The following is an 18,121-nucleotide window of genomic DNA, read 5'->3' as shown; positions in this document are numbered from 1 at the left end:
CAGTTGCTTAGGCGTAAAACTATCTACCTTAAGGGATTTAATAATATTTTATTCCAAGCTATGCTAAGGCACGTCGCCCGCTATTAGTGACCGTCATTATGTCAGAGTACCGCGCCGCCATGGAAGCCTTCATTGAGGCTGCCCGTGAAACTTTAATGGGGTATTATGACATTAACAAAAGGCCACAAAGTGCATATCAAAGAGTCACAGACTCGGTTGCTGTTGAAATGGATATCAAACGACTAATATGGAGCCCTCAAATTACATGGGTAATATAAATATTTTTTTTAAATGTTCATTACTTGCAGCGGTTATTATTTTTGTTAGTGGTTGTTCTAGTGTTTACTGGGGCAGTATAAAAAACAACACGAGTGAAGGAATTCATGTAAAGCTTACTTTTTCTAATGAATATGGTACTCAGATCTTAGAGTTACAACCTATTAAATCGCAAGAAAATGAGCTTTGGCACTATGAGCAGTCATCATTAGTAAAGACCAAAATAGACCAAGACTTATCTCAAGTTGAGGCGACAAATAGTAACGGATGTACAATTACCTTAAATCGTGATGCCATAGATAAAAAAGTTGAGAATCATGAACTAGAAGTTGTTATTGAGCCACAAGATTTTATTGATTCGTGCGGTAAATAATACACTCCCAGTTAAATTAGGCTAAATTTACCAGCACAGAATTGGTTCGATTCCCCGCTATTGCCTTTAATTGGCTAGCCACACCAAATACTTGGTCACAATAGTTAGCGACAGGGCACTGGTTGCTTAGGTGCAAAACTATCTACCTTAAGGGATTTAATAATATTTTATTCCAAGCTATGCTAAGGCACATCGCCCGCTATTAGTGACCGTCATTATGTCAGAGTACCGCGCCGCCATGGAAGCCTTCATTGAGGCAGCCCGTGAAACCTTATCCTGCGAGCAGGTGATCACAGATTATGCTTTGCGTTATGCCTTGGGCACCGACGCCAGTTTTTACCGCCTTACCCCCGAGTGTGTGGTACGGGTACATCACCGCGCGCAGGTGCAACAGTTAATTACCCTAGCCCAGCGCTTTGGGGTTGCGTTAACCTTCCGTGCTGCTGGCACCAGCCTCTCGGGGCAGGCGATTAGCGACAGTGTATTGGTGGTGCTTAGTGACCAATGGCAGGATTATGAAATCGGTAGCAACGGTGATTGGATAACGCTATCACCGGCGCTTATCGGTGCTAAGGTCAATCAGCTGCTGGCACCATTTGGCCGTAAAATAGGCCCTGATCCGGCTTCGATCAACAGCTGTAAAGTGGGAGGTATTGCCGCAAATAATGCCTCGGGCATGTGCTGTGGTGTTAAGCATAACAGCTACCACACGCTTAAGGACATGCACATTATATTGGCCGACGGCACTGAGCTGAACACCGCAGATGCACACTCTTGTGAGCAATTTCGTCGCAGTCACGGCGAGTTCGTACAGGCACTTGAGCACCTCGGCGAGCAAGTGCGGGCAAACCAGGCGCTGCGCACGCGCATTGAACATAAATACCGACTGAAAAACACCACAGGATATGGCCTGAATGCGCTTGTCGATTACCAAGATGGCATCGATATTATCAAGCATTTGCTGATCGGCTCCGAAGGCACCCTTGGATTCATTGCCAATATTACCTACCACACCGTTCCCTACAGTGCGCATAAACACACCGGGATGTTTACCTTTGCGACAATAGACAGTACCTGCGATTTTATCGAGCAGCTCAGTCGCTACCCCGTAGAGGCGGTGGAAATGCTCGATAAACGCGCGCTGATGTCGGTGCGCGAACAGGCCATTATGCCCAACGAGGTTGTTGATTTTCCGGCGCAGGCCACCGCGCTGTTGATTGAAATTGCCGGCGCTGACGAGTCTGAATTACAGGCCACCAGCGCCACTGTCAGTGCCTTACTCGAACGTTATCAAGGCGATATTATTCATCAATATGCTCTTAGCAGTGATAGCGAGCGGGCACAGGCGCTGTGGAACGTGCGTAAGGGCACCTTCCCAGCGGTGGGGGCGGTGCGGGAGGTAGGCACCACAGTGATTATTGAAGATGTCGCCTTTGCGCTCAGCGATTTGGCACGCGGCATTAAGGCGTTGCATGCCTTGTTTGCCAAGCACGATTACCAAGAAGCCATTATCTTTGGTCATGCTTTAGCCGGTAACCTTCATTTTGTATTTACCCAGCGCTTTGATAACGATGAACAGGTGGCGCGCTACGAACGGTTTATGGCCGAGGTGGCGCAGTTGGTGGCCGTTGAACTCAATGGTTCGCTGAAAGCCGAGCATGGGACGGGACGAAACATGGCCCCCTTTGTGGCCCTAGAGTGGGGTGATGACGGCTATGGAGTCATGAAAAAGATCAAACAGCTGTTTGATCCCAAGGGGATTTTTAACCCTGGGGTGATCATCAACAGCGACCCGCGTGCGCACGTGCAGCATGTTAAAGCTCTGCCAGCGACCGATGACACGATTGATAGCTGTATCGAGTGCGGCTTTTGCGAGCCTGTTTGCCCATCGCAAGGTTACACATTAACGCCGCGCCAACGTATTAGTTTGAGTCGTCATCAACAAGAGCTTCAGGCGCAATTAGCCAGTAGCACCAGCCCAAGCCCTCGTTTACGGCAGCGTTTAGGGGCCGTTCAAAGCCGCTTTCAGCACTTAGTCGATAGCAGCTGCGCCGCAACCGGATTATGTGCAACGCGTTGCCCTGTTGGCATAGACACCGGTGCCTATGTGAAATCGTTACGCCAACAAGGGTTTGCGCAATCGCGTTTGGCTAATCACATTGCCCAATACAGCGCGCAGCATTTTCAGGGCAGTACGCAGCTTGCCCGTTTTGGCCTCAGTAGCATGAAAAAACTGGCCCATGTAGTGGGCGAGGCGCAGCTGCACAACAGCACCCAGTGGTTGCATCAGCGTTTTGGCACCCCTCTCTATTTCAGCGCCTGGCCGCAAGGGCAGGAGCAGCCAAACCCAGCACAGAGCCACAGTAAGTCGGGGGAGCGTAACGTGGTGTACATTCCTAGTTGTGCAAATCGGGTTTTTGCCAACGATGGCGAGCACAGTGTGCAGCAAACACTGCAACAATTATGTGCCAAAGCAGGCTTTACGGTTATTGTGCCCAAACAACTAGGGCAATTGTGTTGTGGTATGGCGTTTCACAGTCGAGGCGCGGTGCACCAAGCCCGGTATAAGCAGCAACAGCTTCAGCAGGTTATGGCCGAGCTCAGTGACAACGGGCGTTGGCCAGTGGTCATGGATGCCAGCCCCTGTGCCTTGCACAGCGCCAGTGACGGCGACATCGCGCCGCTTGATAGTATTACCTTTGCGCAGCAGTACCTGCTGCCACATCTGCACATTACCCCCAGTGCCGAGCCTATCTGGTTACATGTCACCTGTAGCTCGCAACACCTCGACGGAGGCAAGGCCATGTTGGCGCTGGCAAATGCATTGAGTGAGAAAGTCAGTACCACCGATATTAGTTGTTGTGGTTTTGCCGGTGATAAAGGGTTCACGCATCCTGAGCTCAACAGCCATGCTTTGCGTCACCTCACAGACTCGCAGCCCCCTGGCTGCAAAAGCGGTTACAGCAACAGTCGCACCTGTGAAATTGGTCTTAAAGCACACAGTGGTGTAGTGTTTACGTCGCTTTTGCTGCGCTTAAATGAGCAAGCGCAGGCACGCAGTTAACGCTGACCCTTGGGGACATAGACCATGGCCTGTGCTTTGCGTTTGGCTAGGCTTTTTACTCGCGCATCAATGCATGATGAAAACGTCATGATCGCCGCGCCCATAAAGGTGCCGTCGTCGGCGTAACCAAAACTTGTGGCCAAGTCATGGATTAAATCATAGGGAAAAAGCAGATACGCCAATGCGGCGATTAACGCTAATTTATACGTAGCGGTGCATTTTGGTGAATGCCATGCGAAATAGAGGGTTAGCAGCTTTGCGAGCAAGGCGCGAATGCCGATGAGTAGCCAGCGTGGATAGGCACTTCGGTGATTTAAATTGGGTTTGCTGTGCATAAGTCACTCCTGTTGTTAATGACAGCATAATGCCTGCGCGCAATAAAAGTATTACACGGCGTTACCCTATGCCCTTTTACAGGCTCATTGAGTCTTTTAATTCGCTCGGAGTGAGGCCGGTCCAGCGCTTAAATGCGCGACGAAAGTTCGGGGTGTCGTAAAAGGCTAAGCGGTTGGCCACATAATCGTTGCCTTTATCACGAATGCTAAGTAAATAAACCGCTCTAAGCGTTTGCTGTTGTTGTTGTAATTGGGAAAAGCGCCAGCCATGCTCTTTGAGTTTGCGCTTAAAAGTGGCAGGGCTCATGGCCATATGTTGCGCGAGTGCGGCTAAGCTAAGGTGCGGTTGGCGCGATAACAACTGGCACAGCGCATCGATGAAATACGGCGGCGACTCACACCGAGGTTGGCTTTGCAGACGTTGCCAGCGCAACAGACTGGCATTGTCGTTAGTGCATCTGAGCATACTGGCAGCAAAGGACCATTTATACACGGGCTGGGCAAAGCGTAAACGCGTGCCGAGGTTGTGCTCAAACTCATACATATGACGTGGGCGCTTACAGGCAAAATCAAAGTGACAGTGTGGATAGCCTTGGCTTAGGCGCTTTAACAGGGCATAGAAAGCGCTGCTATAGGCCTGCATAAGTAATTCGGTTGCCTTACTCTCTGGGGCCAGCGTTGGCGTAATAAACACATGCACTTGGCGCTGATAAAGGTGATAACGAACATGGACCAGTGGCGCAATGTGTTGGTAGAGGCGTTGCAGCATACCTAGGCTATCGCCAACAGTGGGCGCGCTTAGCAAGGCTTGCCCGACAGAGCCCAGTTCGTTAAGTAGTTGCTGCCCCAATAAAAACCCCGCATCGGGGTGAGGAAATTGGCCTTGGTATTGTGCCAGCAAGCGCATTAGCTGATGATGACTAAAACGGCTGTGTGGGTCGAGTAAATCGTCACTAAAAATCCCCGTGCCTCGCAATAGCTTGTGCAAATCAGCGCCACGAGCCAGAGCCAGCTCGGCGATGGCACTGATCAGCCCCTCACTGCTAATGACTTTTTTATCTTGAAGCGCAAAGCGTGGCATCACCCTGGCCTGGTCGGTGTTTTTGTTGTTGTAATTGCTGTTGCAGCTGCCTCAACAGCTGCGGCAACGGCTCATCTTTTGCGGTTTCAATAACCGCGCTGTAGGTGTTTATGTAGTGGGCTTGCCCTTGGGGGTCAAGGCGAAAGGCGCAGTGGCGAATGGCGCTTTGTAACTGCGCGATAAGCTGCTGTGCTTGGCGACTCGTGGTGGCGGGCAAAAGCAGAACGAAGCTGTCGCTGGCATAACGACTGAGTACATCACCCATACGAATATTCATCACCATTAAATCGCTGAGCTCACGCAGTAATCGGTCGCCAGTGGCTAGGCCGAAGCGGGCGTTAACGGTGGCAAAGTTTTCTACATCAATCATGGCAATACAGCATTTAGTCTCGCTCTCGCGGCTGCTATCGAAGACTTTTTGCACATACTGAATACGATATAATCCGGTGACCGGGCACACTTTTTGATGGTCGCGCATGTGCGCCTCACGGCGAGCCAGTTGGCGGTTCAGCACAAACTGCTCTTGATGCCACCAATACAGCCCGGCGCTGGTGAATAACATGCCTATGGGAGCAGGCAGAGACTCAATCCAACTTAACCAATAGCGACTGGGCTGGTGTAACCACTCATCAAGCAAGTCTAATGATGCAGAAAACATAAATAGCCCCAGCCCTAGCACCAACAAGGTTGTGACTTTACCCGGTGGCCGAGACACCAGCAGTGCGACAATCCAGCTTAATGTCATGAGCACAATGCCGCCTTCGCCAAGGATATCAAGCCAGGCAATATCACCACTGTATTTGAGCTCCCCCAACTGATAGCTGAGTAGCGCGGCAAGTACCAGCCAAGCGATACTTATATGAGCCAGTAAGGGATGAGTGCGAAATGGGTTAAAGCGCATGAAAGACCTTGAGTTAATTAGTGTGTGGTTATGCTAGCGGGCTAACTTCACTATGGGCAGGGTCATATTGGCTCAATGATATGACAGCATCATGACCACGCCATGCGATAACACCGTGCAAGAGCCCGTTCTTTGCTCTGTGAGTAGGGTTTTTATAGCTCAAAAGCCACCATAACGCGGCCCATTTAGCTCGCTTGGGCAGCGCCATAGCAGCGACTGTCACAGTGCTGTCATCTGCTGTTTTTAGCTTAGCGCCATACCAAGGACACGCAGGAGAGAACAGCAATGACAAGCTTTAAACTAAAAGCGCTGGTGGCGGCATTAGCGCTTACCAATATCAGCGCCTATGGCGCTCAAGAAAACGCCAACAAACCGGTGAAAGTATCTGAGGAGCTGGTGGTGTATGGCGACATCGGCTATCGCAACCGCTCGCAGCAGCTAGCACCCACTTTGGAATATGACCAAGATTACTTTCAGCGCTTTGAACCACTGACCGCTGGCGATGCCCTTAAACGGGTGCCGAGTGTGACTTTTTTATCTGATGTGTTGGAATCCGACGGCGCGCGTATGCGCGGTTTGAGTCCTGCCTATACTAAGGTGCTGATCAATGGCGAAGAAGTACCCGGTGCTGGCGCCGACCGCTCATTCTTTGTTGATCGCATTCCCGCTGAGCTCATTGAACGAGTAGAGATCATCCGCTCGCCCAGTGCTAACCGCTCCGCTGATGCCATTGCCGGCACGCTGAATATCGTTTTGCGTGATGGCTATAGCCTAGACGGTGGCTACTTGCGCGCCGGCGGCCTGCGCTACGATGATGGTGAACTTAAAGAAAGCCTAGGCGGTGTCTATGGCACTGAACTTGGCGGCGGGCGCTTGTTACTGGGAGCCAATTTACAAGGGCGCTACAACCCCAAGAAAAAGACCAGTTTTCGCTACGGTGATAGCCCGGAAAACAACCCCGATTACCGTGAACAAAGCTTCGATAATCGCGAACATCAAGACGATACCCGTGATGGCGATGACACCTCACTGAACGCCAGCTATGAATACACCTTTAACGATGGCGCCTATTTCGACATCAGCGGTATTTGGGTCGACACCGAGCGCAGTGAGGATGAACGTTCATATGAGTATAACCACCCCAGTACGGCCAGTGGTGATGCGGCCAACGGCGGTAGTTTACTGACCGATAATGCCAATATTGCCGATATTGAGCAGACCAATTACAGCCTTAGCTCCAGCTATAACCAGCCACTTTTTGGCGGTAACAGTAAATTCAAGGTGGCTGTGGCGCGCTTTGAAGAGTCGGTATTTGAACAAGAGGTTGAACTCGATACCGCTGAATTGCCCATGGTATTGGAGCAGGAGCAAGAGCGCAGCGACATTGATGATAAAGAGTGGACACTACAATGGCAGCACAGTCAGCCCTACAGCGATAGCAAACAATGGCAAATCGGCGCGTTTTGGCAGCAAAAAGAGCGGGACACCGATATTTTCGCCTCTGAAAGTGAATTAGAAACCATGCAAAGCAGCTGGGATCAATTCGCGCAGTCGCCGCTGTCGCTGGCCACTTTTGATGCGCCTTTTGAGGCCGTTAGCGGCGGTGTAAATACAGTGCAAGAGCAGCGTTTTGATGTCTTTGCGTTGCTTAAACACGAGAGTCAGGAGTTTGCTTGGGAGCTGGGTGTACGTTGGGAAAGCACCGATTCGCAGGTGGACAACCATGTTGATGCGGTGCGCACCGACAACGATTACGACTTTATTTTGCCCTCCGCTCATATACGCGTGCAAGTGGCAGAAAACGGCCGCATCAACGCGTCGTTAGCGCGCAGCTTACGTCGTCCGGACTTTGACTATATTACCCCCGCGCTGCGTGAGGAGGAGTTGGCCGACAACGACTTATTGGGCAACCCGGCGCTTGAGCCGGAGTCGGCATGGGGCGTCGACCTAGGTTATGAGTATCGTCTCGGTCAGACCGGGGTGATGGGCGTGAATCTGTTTTATCGTGATGTCAGCGATTTAATTGAAATCGCCAATACCGGTATGCAAGGGGCCGAGCGCGAGGGCACCTTTGTGCTGCAACCCCGTAATACCGGCGATGGCACGGTGTATGGCGTCGAGCTCGACTTATCGACACCCCTAGGCGCGTTGGGGCTACCCAATACCGGGGTGTTTGTGAATTACTCCTGGCTTGATAGCGAAGTCGAGGACTTTTTCGGTGAGCGTAAATTTAACGACCAATCAGATTACGTCTATAACCTCGGGTTTATTCATGACTTTCCTCAGCTAGGCGCGTCTTTCGGGGCCACCTACCGCAAGCAAGGCGATGCCCTTGGGCGTTTTGTCGGTGAAGAGGTAAGCACGCACTATGGCGCCGATCTCGAGCTGTTTATAGAAAAACGTTGGCAAAAGCTGACGCTACGGATGGTGGGTTCCAACTTACTGGATGCCAGTAAAGAGGAAGTATTCAACAAGTTCGATACCTTGGAGCAGCAAATCGAGCGGGACTTTGATGAATACGAATTGGAGTCGGAGCAGGCCGGGCCCGTGGTGCAATTGATGTTGCGCTACGCCTTTTAAATTTAGGCGTGGTGAGTAGTGCACCACGCCAATGAGGAATGAACATGATTAAGCAGTTAATAACTCTCATTGCCTTGCTCGTGGCGCCGCCATTGTTGGCCCAGAGTGCGCCCATTTATAGCGATGCGCTCTATCAACAGCAGCGCATTGAAGGGTTGGCGCCCTTGGCTGATAGCATCAACTTTGCCGTTATTGGTGATTGGGGCCACAACGGACACTTTTACCAGCGCCCCGTTGCCCACCAGTTAGAGATTGCCTTGTACCAACTGGATGGTGACTTTGTGATCTCCACCGGCGATAACTTTTATCCCGATGGCGTTGCCAGTACCCAGGACTCGTTGTGGCAAAGTGCCTTTGAGCGGATATATCACGGCCCTCATAGTTTTGTGCCGTGGCACAGTGTGTTGGGCAACCATGACTATTTAGGCAATGCCCAAGCGCAAATTGATTACAGCAACGTCAGTGGCCGTTGGCAGATGCCGGCACGCTATTACAGCCAGCGCTTCACGTTGGCCAGTGGTGAGCCTGTGCTGGTGTTGTTTTTGGATACCAATACTCTAGTCAGTGACTATCGCACTCGCGCCAAGTACCGCGCCACCCAAGGGCAAGACCCAGGGCCACAGCTTGTATGGCTAAAGCGGCAATTGGCGGGCAGTGACGCGGCATGGACCCTCGTTGTAGGCCATCACCCCATTTACACCAGTGGCAAACGCTATGGTCGCGATAACGGCTTGGTTGAGACGTTAGCACCGCTGTTGAAGCGCCATGACGTTGATGCCTATATAGCCGGCCATGAACATGACTTACAACATAACCAAATTAAACACAGTGACCTGGCGCATTATGTTTCTGGCGGCGGCAGCGAAGCGCGCAGCGTCGAGCAGCGAGAATTTACGCGCTACGCCGAAGCCACCCCAGGCTTTTTAACATTTTCAATTAATGCCGATGCACTGCAGATGACGGCGGTTAATCACCGAGGCGAAGTACGTTACCAACATAAACAACTGCGCCGTAATAAGGAGCACAAACATGATCAACAAAAATAATAAGCTCGTTAATGTCAGTATGGCGGCGGCGCTAATGGCGCTAACCCTATTTACTAAACATAGTTACAGCGAAAGCCTGGCGGTGACGGAGCTCGGCGAGCAACATAATATGCAGGGCTCGCAGGCTCAGTGGTTGCACACCGGGCACTGGCTGCTCGCCAGTGAAAGCCAAGGCTTATTGCTGCTCGAGCAACATCAGCAACAGATTACCCCGTTGCTTGCTGGTAACTATGAAGGCTTGTCTTTACGCCAGCTAAGCCCACAGCGCTATGTGCTGACCAGTATTGATAATAGTGCCGATGCTGTGGTGGTATGGCAGTTAGATTATGATGGCGCGCAATGGCAGATTGATGAGCTGTCACGGCTAACACCGCCGCAAGCGCAGCCGGAAGCGGCCTGTTTATATCATGATGAGCAAACGCGTACGGTGTCGGTATTTGTTGCCGATGTGCGCGGGCTTATTGCGCAAACACTGGTGTATGATCTAGAGGCTGTGAAGCCGATGCAGCTACCGATTCGCACTTTTGCTGGAGTCAGTGAAGCGTCTGGCTGTGCCGTCAGCGATCAGGCTCAGCAGCTCTTTATCGGTGAGGCAGAGCTAGGTGTGTGGAAGATAAACGCCAACAGCGAATCGCGGGCCGATAAAACACCTGTGGCCTTGGTTTCGCCCTTTGGGCAACTGGCACCGGAAATTGCGGCGCTCAGCAGCGACTCCGAGGGCTATATCTACTTTACCAGCAGTCAGCGCCAGCAGGTGTATCGCTACGATCCACTGCGTGAAACCCTGCAAAGCTGGCACCTTGAGGGGGCCGAGTTAGGCGTTGAGGCCATTGCTGTGGGCGCAAACAGCCAAGGGCAACAACAAGCCGTATTGTTTGCCGATAAGCTCGATAGCTATATCAGCACCCAGCTACCCAGTGCTAAACAGGTGCCTGCGAGGCATACAAAAGGGTTGCAACAGGTGAGCGCAAGCGCTGAAACTACGCCGGTAGCCGCCTTTGGCGATGCGGCGGACGACCCCGCTATTTGGGTCCATCCGAATAACGCGCAACACTCGCTGATTTTGGGCACAGATAAACGTCGTGGCTTAATGGTCTATGGGCTTGATGGTCAGTTACGGCAACAGCTCGCTGTAGGGCGGGTGAACAATGTCGATGTGCGCCAGCATCAAGGTATCAATAATGCCACCCACACGTTAATTGCTGCAAGCAACCGCAGCAACAATAGCATTAGTTTGTTTACCGTGAGCAGCGATGGGCAGGTACAGCAGCTCAGTGATATTGCCACTAACCTAACAGAAATTTATGGCCTGTGTATGTACAGCGCGCAAAGTGGTCATTATGTGTTTGTGAATGACAAAAATGGCACCTATCAACAGTATCGTATTAGCGTGCAAGACACCGAGGTTCACGGTCAACGTGTACGCCAGTTCTCATTGCCAAGCCAACCCGAAGGCTGCACCGCAGACGATCAATCCGGGCAGCTATTTATGGGCGAGGAAGATGCGGGTATTTGGTTTATCGGCGCGGAGCCTGATGCCGGCACCAGGGCACAGCGTATACAGCAGCTAGATAGTCACCTTGTTGCCGATGTTGAGGGCATGGAGATCTATCATCGCGACGATGGCACACGATTGCTGGTGGTGTCCAGTCAAGGTGATAACAGCTATGTGCTGTATCGCATAGAGGGTAAGCGATCAAAGCCGACGCTAACGCGATTAGTGAAGTTTGCGGTAACGGCGGATATAGAAAAAGGCATAGATGGCGTCTCGGAAACAGACGGACTAACGGTTACCGCCCATGCCTTACCAGGTTATCCTCAAGGAGTGCTGGTTGTCCAAGATGGTTATAACCGTATGCCACAACAACCACAAAACTTTAAAATTATTGATTGGCGGCAGATAGATAAATTACTGCCCTAAGTTGCGCGCGATGTCTGGCTATGAGGCGGGACATCGTGCAGCCAACGTGCGAATTGAATTATTGTCATTACTGAAATGGTAAAATGTTTCTATACTTTGACGGTGACGACAATAACAGAGTGCGCTTATGGCCGTAGTTCCCAGCTTAATAGTGTTAGCTGCAACGTTAACCTCCATGCAATTAAATGACGTGCTGGTGCGGGCCGAAAGCCATGCGCGTGAGCGCCCGCAGCAAACATTGGCTCTATATCAACAATATAACGATAGCTTCGGCTCTGTGCCGACGTCGGTGCGCTTTCGCTGGTATTTCGCGACTGCTCAAGCGGCCATATTCAGTAATAACTTTAGCCAGGCGCGCGATCTTATCGACAGTCTTTTAGCCCTTGGTGATAGCAAAACGCAGCAGCTGAGTCGTAGCTATAATTTATTGGGTATTTGGCTTAAGAAAAACCACCTATTAACTGATGCAGAGCACGCCTACCAATGCGCATTTACAAACGAATCACGACCTATTTATCGCGCTATCTATCTTAATAATATGTTGATTGTTGCCCGTCATCGGCAGTCTTATCAGTTGGCGCAAAGTTATTACGACCGCGCAGCAGCCATTTTACAAGTCCATCCAAATGATGCTTTAAGCGCCAGCCTTGCCAATAATATGGGTATGTTAAGGTTAAGTTTGGGCGATATTAAAGGAGCTGTGGGGGATTTTCGTAAAGCCACTTTTTTAAAAGAGCAACATAATCTCGCGTTAAGTCAATTGAATGCAGCGATGAACTTGACCTTAGCGCTTTTGTTAAACGAGCAGAGCGAGCGCGGAGCACGATTACTTGCCGATATAGATGCGTTAGTTGCACAGTCTGCTGACCCTGACCGCCGTACCTTGGCTGCATACCTGCACGCAATGCTCGATAAGCAGCAACACCAACCAGTACGCCACACCGAGCAGCATTTAAGAGCACGCTATACACAAATAAAAGATGATAGCCTGGCTCAGCTCGTGCGCTACAGCGCCGACTATTTAAACCTGAGCTTACCAGCGCGAGCTGTTCACCAAGGCGAAAGCGCCAGTGCGTCCATGCAGGCGGCACTGCAGCGCTGTCAAAGCGCTAACCTCAACGAACATGTGCATCGCTGAGTCCCGCATGAGCGGTGGTTTTCCTTAGCGATGGAATAGGGTATTGTTTATTTTATCGCTTTGGTCAAAAACAGGAATGAAAGGTTATGAAAGGGTGTGTTATCGGTGCAGCTGTGTTTGCCAGCGTCATTCTCAACCCTGTGGCAGCGAAGCCGAGTGAATTTGTCGCCATTGCTGATATCGCGCCAAGTATTCAAAAAGATATCCGTTATTTTAGTCGTGATAACTTTGTTGGTACGACTATCGATGGTTACTTGGCACCTAAATGTCTATTACATCAAGATGCCGCTAAAGCGCTAGCAAAGGTACAAAAAAAGGCACTGCAACAAGGCATGACCCTGAAAGTGTTTGATTGTTACCGACCACAGCGCGCCGTTGATCATTTTGTCCGCTGGGTGAGCGATACCAGCGCACAAGATACCAAAGCACACTATTACCCGAATCTAGATAAGGGCGTCTTACTTGGTGATTACATTGCCGCAAAGTCGGGCCATAGCCGAGGCGCAACCGTTGATTTAACCTTAGTCGACATGGCTTCCGGTGAGGAGCTGGATATGGGCTCGGCGTTTGATATGTTTGACCCGATATCAAATACTGATGATCCGCGTATCAGTGCGCAACAGCGCAACAATCGCTATCTACTACGCGATCTCATGACTGCACAGGGCTTTGCCCCCTACGCGATGGAATGGTGGCACTTTTCCTTAAAACCCCAACCCTATCCAGATACCTATTTTGACTTTGTGGTGCGTTAGAAAACAAACAAGTTATAGACTCGGAACCTGCTGCATATTGAAGCCCAGTTAGGGGCACTTCATAGTGTGAGCAAATCTGCAAATGACCTCTAACTTCTTACCCATACTCTAATGGTGAAAGAGCTCTCGAAAACTTAAAATGAGCATGAGAATAATGAAAGCCGAAGATTTACCAATAAATGAGTTCATTCCTAAGTTGAGGTATTCTTTGACATTAGTCGCTTGCATCATGGCGTTGGTGTTTTGTTATACGACGATATCGATCACTGTCAATATAGTGTTCTCTTTAGATCAACACCTTAAAGTATGGTATATGGCTACTATGCTGGGGGTACTCATAGTGTGCGCTGCGGGATGGATGTTATCTCAAGGTAAGGTAGGCGTTTTACCATACTGTAAGTTGGCAGTGTTACTCTGTTTTATTGTGCACCTATGTTTGTTGGTTTTAGGCGGTGCCGAGCTCAACTCATACCCTCCCACATCAGCATTGGTTTTTTTGAGCCTGAATAGCCTGTCTTTATGGTTACTCAACAGTAGGTTAGCCTACGTGAGTGCCCTGATACTAAGACGTTTACACCGAAGAAAGCGCAAAGTGCTTAAATACATGGAAACCGTGAATCAACAGTGCTAATAAAAAGGCAGGTGAATAACAGCTAGCCAATTCTTTTATATGTAAAAGGGCGCGATTTGCGCCCTTTTCATTGCTCAAGGTGAATTAAAACTCACTGGGCGCCGGCGGCACATTCAGTGGTTTTTTCGGATTCGCTTTCAGCTCTTTTAACAGCTCTTCAACCGCACGCTCAATCGATGGGTCTTGGCCTTTGTAAATAAGCTCTGGGCGATCAATCACCTTAATATCAGGGCTGACTCCCTCATTTTCGATAATCCAATTGCCTTCGTTATCTAAAATACGGAAGGTCGCGGCAATCACTTGGCCGCCATCCACTAGGCTGGGATTACCTGAAATGCCAATGAGGCCGCCCCAGGTGCGGGTACCAATCAGTTTACCTAACCCAGCTTGACGGAAGTAATAGGGTAGGGCGTCACCGCCGGAGCTGGAATAGCCGTTGATCAGCATGGCTTTTGGTCCATCGTGCGCAAACTGCGGCGTTTTTGTCGGCTCGACACCACGGCGCTTCCAATAATTAAGGGGCTTGCGAGCCAACCAGGTGATCATATGCTCGGGAATAAACCCACCGCCATTATAACGATCATCAATGATCATGGCGTCTTTGGTGGTTTGCGGCATGTAATTTTTAAACATGGCGCGGTTACCTTCATAATGGGTATTTGGCAAGTGCACGTAACCAATACGCCCGTCAGAGAGCTTATCAACATAAGCGGCGCGGGTGTTGACCCAATGCAAATAACGTAGCCCTTGCTCGCTGGCTACCGGCTCGACACTGACTTGCCATGCCCCCTTGGGACTCGGTTTGTCGTTAAGCACCAGCTCAACTTGCTCACCCTGAGTGTTCTCCAACAGCTCATAAAAGTTCGCTACTGTTTTTACCGAGCGACCATTAACGGCGATGATAAAATCGCCTTTGCTGGCTTTCACACCGGTGGTACCAAGCGGAGAGCGGAAGTTTTCGTGCCAGTTCTCGCCTTGGAAAATGTGCTCAATTTGCACATAGCCAGAGCGGTGGCTGGCTAGTTTGGCACCCAGTAGACCATGGTTTTTACGCTCGGCTTTGGGCATATCGCCGGATTGCACATAAATATGGCCGGCGTTAATTTCCCCGGCGATTTCACTGAGAACATAATCTAAATCAGCGCGGTGGGCCACGGCATTGGCCATGCCTTGGTACTTCTTAACAATGGCATCCCAGTCCTGACCGTGGTGATTCTCATCGTAAAACCAATCGCGCAGGGTGCGCCAGCCTTCCACATACATTTGTTGCCACTCAAGCTGAGGGTCGATTTTCAGCGTCATATTGGTTAAATCCAATTTTGTGGCGCTTAAATCTTGCTCTGGTTTAGGCGCAATAATGCTGTAGTCATCGCCAGCGCGCACCAACAGGTGTTCGCCATTTGCCGATACCGTATAGCTGCTAACGCCCTTGGCCACGGTTTTCAGCTCGCTATCGTGCTCGGTGCCAAGAAGTTGCAAGGCGCCGTTAGCCATCACCAACACGCCACCGTCAACGCCATGCAGTGAGCGATAATCGCCCGAGGGCGCGTTTAGCGCGGTCACGCGTTGCATAAAGCCCGAGCTTTGCAGTTGGTTGCCATTGTCGGCATCGCTTTGCGCATCGTCGTCACTCACTATGGTGGTTTCGTCACTTTGCAATGCAACCAATGGCGTTATATCAGTGTTCACCGCCGCAGCGTAGATGCGTGTGGCGCGGTTAAACATGTAATCGAACTCGTAGCTGCTAAAGGCTAAGTTAAAGTCGCGCTCAGAGGTGAAATACAGGTAGTTGCCATCCGGTGAGAAAGTGGGGCTGTGCTCATTGGTCATCTCGTCGGTTAGGCGAGTCACGTCTTGCTCGTCGGTATTGTAATGCCATAACGAACCGTAGCGGTTTTCATTGTTTTTAACATAGACAATGTCTTCGCTATTAGGTGACCACGTGTACTGACGAATGCCTTCTTCATCATAGATACTGGTATCAATTTTATGCTGCTTGCCTGATTGCGCATCCAGCCACCATAACGTGTGGTTTTTATCGGCAAAAAGCAGCTTAGAGCTGTCGGGTGACCAGATGGGGGTAAAGCGCCAAATGGTACCATTACTGGTCAGTTGCTTAACGGCGTTATTATCCGCGCGGTCCTGTAAATAAATTTCGTATTCACCGGATTCGTCGCTCATGTAGGCAATATAGCGGCCGTTGGGTGACCAACTGGCGTCTATTTCTCGGCCTTTAGGGGTGTAGGAAAGGTTACGAGTTGGGCCTTTTTGAGCGGGGACGCTAAATAGCTCGCCTCGGGCGGTAAACAAGGCCCGTTTGCCATCATGAGACAGCGACATAGAGTCGATAAAGTCGCTCACATTTTTGCTGTAAGGCATGGCATATTGGCGCACGCCAGCCACATTAATGGTGAGTTTATTGCTTTGCTCGGTTTTAGGGTCGAAGCGATACAAATAGCCCCCATTTTCGTACACCACCGCGTTGGGGCCAGCTGATGGCCACAGCACATCGAAGTCTTCATGGGTGGTGAGCTTTTTAGGCGCTTCGCCTTCGCGGTATTGATACAGGTTTAAGGTGTAGTCGCGATCGGAGACAAAGTAGATATTATCGCCCACCCAAGTTGGTTGCTGATCGGTGGCGCGATCCGTGGTCAGTTGCTTGGAACTGTTTTGTTCTAAATCATACACCCATACATCTTGGGCACGACCGCCGCGCGAGCGTTTCCAGGTACGAAATTCACGATCAATCGGGGTGTATACATATTTGCTGCCATCTGGGCTTAGCATGCCACCCCCGGTTTCAGGAATAGCCAGAGGCTGCTCTAGGCCACCATCGGCAGGCACCATGTATGGGCGGCCCATGCGTTTACCCCAAGGAGTGCGGTTAGCCCGAAATACCACATGTTTACCATCGGGTGTCCAATCAAGCACCCGGTAATCGAAACCACCACGCGGTGGCATAGGGCCAACATCGTTGTAATAGGTAAGCTGTTTAAGGCCAGAACCATCACGGTTAATGACGTAGATTTGTCGGCTGCCATTGTATTCGGCGGCAAAGGCGACCCGTTGGCCATCAGGGGAGAATTTAGGGAAAGTTTCAAAGCCGATATGATCGGTCAGGCGCTGGCTGGCACCGGTTTCGGTGTTTGCTACATACACATCGCCGGCGTAAATGAAGGTGACGTGTTCGTTATGAATATCAGGAAAGCGCAATAAGCGTGTGTCTTCAGTTTCATAGGCTGACACCCACGGGGCCAGCGTTGCGGCCATGGCAAGTGCCAAGGTGGTTATTTTTCTCATCTTTGGTAACCCTTTTTTTAGAAGCTGTTACATCATAACAAGGGTACTTACAATTGCGACAGCGCTGCGATAAAAGGCTGTTACAAAATATGTCAGGTACTGAGCTTGGCGCAGATAAATGAAATAACATTAGGTAAACCCTAGTGCCTGTGTTAAGGTGCCCCTGTCTGATGAGTTCTACCCAGATTCGATATTTGCTTTTGTCCTTCAGTTCTTCGTGAGTCCTATCCAGTTAGTGTTCCACCCGAATTTAAGCACCAAGCCGTTCGTGTTAGCTAGTACTTAGTTTGGCATTACCGCGTCTGTTAACAGCGCACATTTATATTTAAAAGATTTTGGAGACACTATGTCTAATACAACTGGTACAGTTAAATGGTTCGACGAGAGCAAAGGTTTCGGTTTCATCACTCCTACTGATGGCGGCAAAGACGTATTCGTACATTTCCGCGCTATCGTTTCTGATGACGGCTACCGCACTTTGCAAGAAGGCCAAGAAGTTCAGTTCACTGTTGAACAAGGCGCAAAAGGCCCACAAGCTACACAAGTTACTGCTGTTTAATTACGGCGTTAACCTGTGATGTAATTGAGCGCATACGCTCACTTGCAATAAGAAATACCTGAGCTTGAGCTTGGGTATTTTTTTGTCTACCGCGTTCGCATTTCTACTGTTTTCTCATCGCCATAAGCTTCACTTAAGTTTCACATTTTATGTTAGCCGCA

At 50.3% G+C, this 18,121-nt stretch carries 12 protein-coding genes; 8 read left to right on the top strand and 4 right to left on the bottom strand.

Annotated features, from left to right (window positions below):
• Positions 1–265 precede the first annotated feature (265 nt).
• Both MHM95_RS04020 and MHM95_RS04015 read left to right on the top strand, forming a co-directional pair.
• Positions 266–649, top strand: coding sequence for a hypothetical protein (locus tag MHM95_RS04020; protein WP_239384339.1), 384 nt, complete (start codon positions 266–268; stop codon positions 647–649).
• A 217-nt stretch (positions 650–866) separates the two neighbouring features.
• On the top strand, positions 867–3,713 hold the full coding sequence (locus MHM95_RS04015; protein WP_239384337.1) for an FAD-binding and (Fe-S)-binding domain-containing protein: 2,847 nt from the start codon (positions 867–869) through the stop codon (positions 3,711–3,713).
• Here MHM95_RS04015 and MHM95_RS04010 read toward each other — a convergent pair.
• The 3 genes from MHM95_RS04010 to MHM95_RS04000 form a co-directional block, all read right to left on the bottom strand.
• Positions 3,710–4,048, bottom strand: a complete 339-nt coding sequence (locus MHM95_RS04010) for a DUF1232 domain-containing protein (protein WP_138548143.1) — start codon at positions 4,046–4,048, stop codon at positions 3,710–3,712. The genes MHM95_RS04015 and MHM95_RS04010 overlap by 4 nt on opposite strands.
• A 76-nt stretch (positions 4,049–4,124) precedes the next feature.
• A complete protein-coding gene (locus MHM95_RS04005; protein ID WP_239384336.1) occupies positions 4,125–5,129 on the bottom strand; it encodes an AraC family transcriptional regulator in 1,005 nt (334 codons plus the stop codon).
• On the bottom strand, positions 5,104–6,030 hold the full coding sequence (locus tag MHM95_RS04000) for a diguanylate cyclase (protein WP_239384335.1): 927 nt from the start codon (positions 6,028–6,030) through the stop codon (positions 5,104–5,106). Before MHM95_RS04000 ends, MHM95_RS04005 begins: the two co-directional genes overlap by 26 nt.
• Before the next feature lie 285 nt (positions 6,031–6,315).
• On the opposite strand from MHM95_RS04000, the gene MHM95_RS03995 reads away from it, so the two are divergent.
• From MHM95_RS03995 to MHM95_RS03975, 5 genes are all read left to right on the top strand, one after another.
• A complete protein-coding gene (locus MHM95_RS03995; RefSeq protein WP_239384334.1) occupies positions 6,316–8,610 on the top strand; it encodes a TonB-dependent receptor in 2,295 nt (764 codons plus the stop codon).
• 44 nt (positions 8,611–8,654) lie between these two features.
• Entirely contained in the window at positions 8,655–9,656 is a 1,002-nt protein-coding gene (locus MHM95_RS03990; protein ID WP_239384333.1) for a metallophosphoesterase, read from the top strand.
• On the top strand, positions 9,640–11,577 hold the full coding sequence (locus tag MHM95_RS03985; protein ID WP_239384332.1) for a phytase: 1,938 nt from the start codon (positions 9,640–9,642) through the stop codon (positions 11,575–11,577). The genes MHM95_RS03990 and MHM95_RS03985 overlap by 17 nt, the downstream gene beginning before the upstream one ends.
• Before the next feature lie 127 nt (positions 11,578–11,704).
• Positions 11,705–12,715: a hypothetical protein gene (locus tag MHM95_RS03980; RefSeq protein WP_239384331.1), complete on the top strand. Its 1,011-nt coding sequence runs from the start codon at positions 11,705–11,707 to the stop codon at positions 12,713–12,715.
• An 86-nt stretch (positions 12,716–12,801) separates the two neighbouring features.
• Complete coding sequence (locus MHM95_RS03975) at positions 12,802–13,470, top strand: M15 family metallopeptidase (RefSeq protein ID WP_239384330.1); 669 nt, start codon at positions 12,802–12,804, stop codon at positions 13,468–13,470.
• Positions 13,471–14,185: 715 nt separating this feature from the next.
• Here the strand turns inward: MHM95_RS03975 and MHM95_RS03970 are convergent.
• Entirely contained in the window at positions 14,186–17,401 is a 3,216-nt protein-coding gene (locus tag MHM95_RS03970; protein ID WP_239384328.1) for a S41 family peptidase, read from the bottom strand.
• Positions 17,402–17,747: 346 nt separating this feature from the next.
• On the opposite strand from MHM95_RS03970, the gene MHM95_RS03965 reads away from it, so the two are divergent.
• Positions 17,748–17,960 (top strand): cold-shock protein, encoded by a 213-nt coding sequence (locus tag MHM95_RS03965; protein ID WP_022946139.1) that lies wholly within the window; start codon positions 17,748–17,750, stop codon positions 17,958–17,960.
• The last annotated feature ends 161 nt before the right edge of the window (positions 17,961–18,121 follow it).

Source organism: Pseudoalteromonas sp. CnMc7-15, assembly GCF_022347925.1.
GTDB classification, from domain to species: domain Bacteria; phylum Pseudomonadota; class Gammaproteobacteria; order Enterobacterales; family Alteromonadaceae; genus Pseudoalteromonas; species Pseudoalteromonas ruthenica.
Note: the sequence above shows the minus strand (reverse complement) of the source record. Positions and strands in the feature narration are given on the sequence as shown.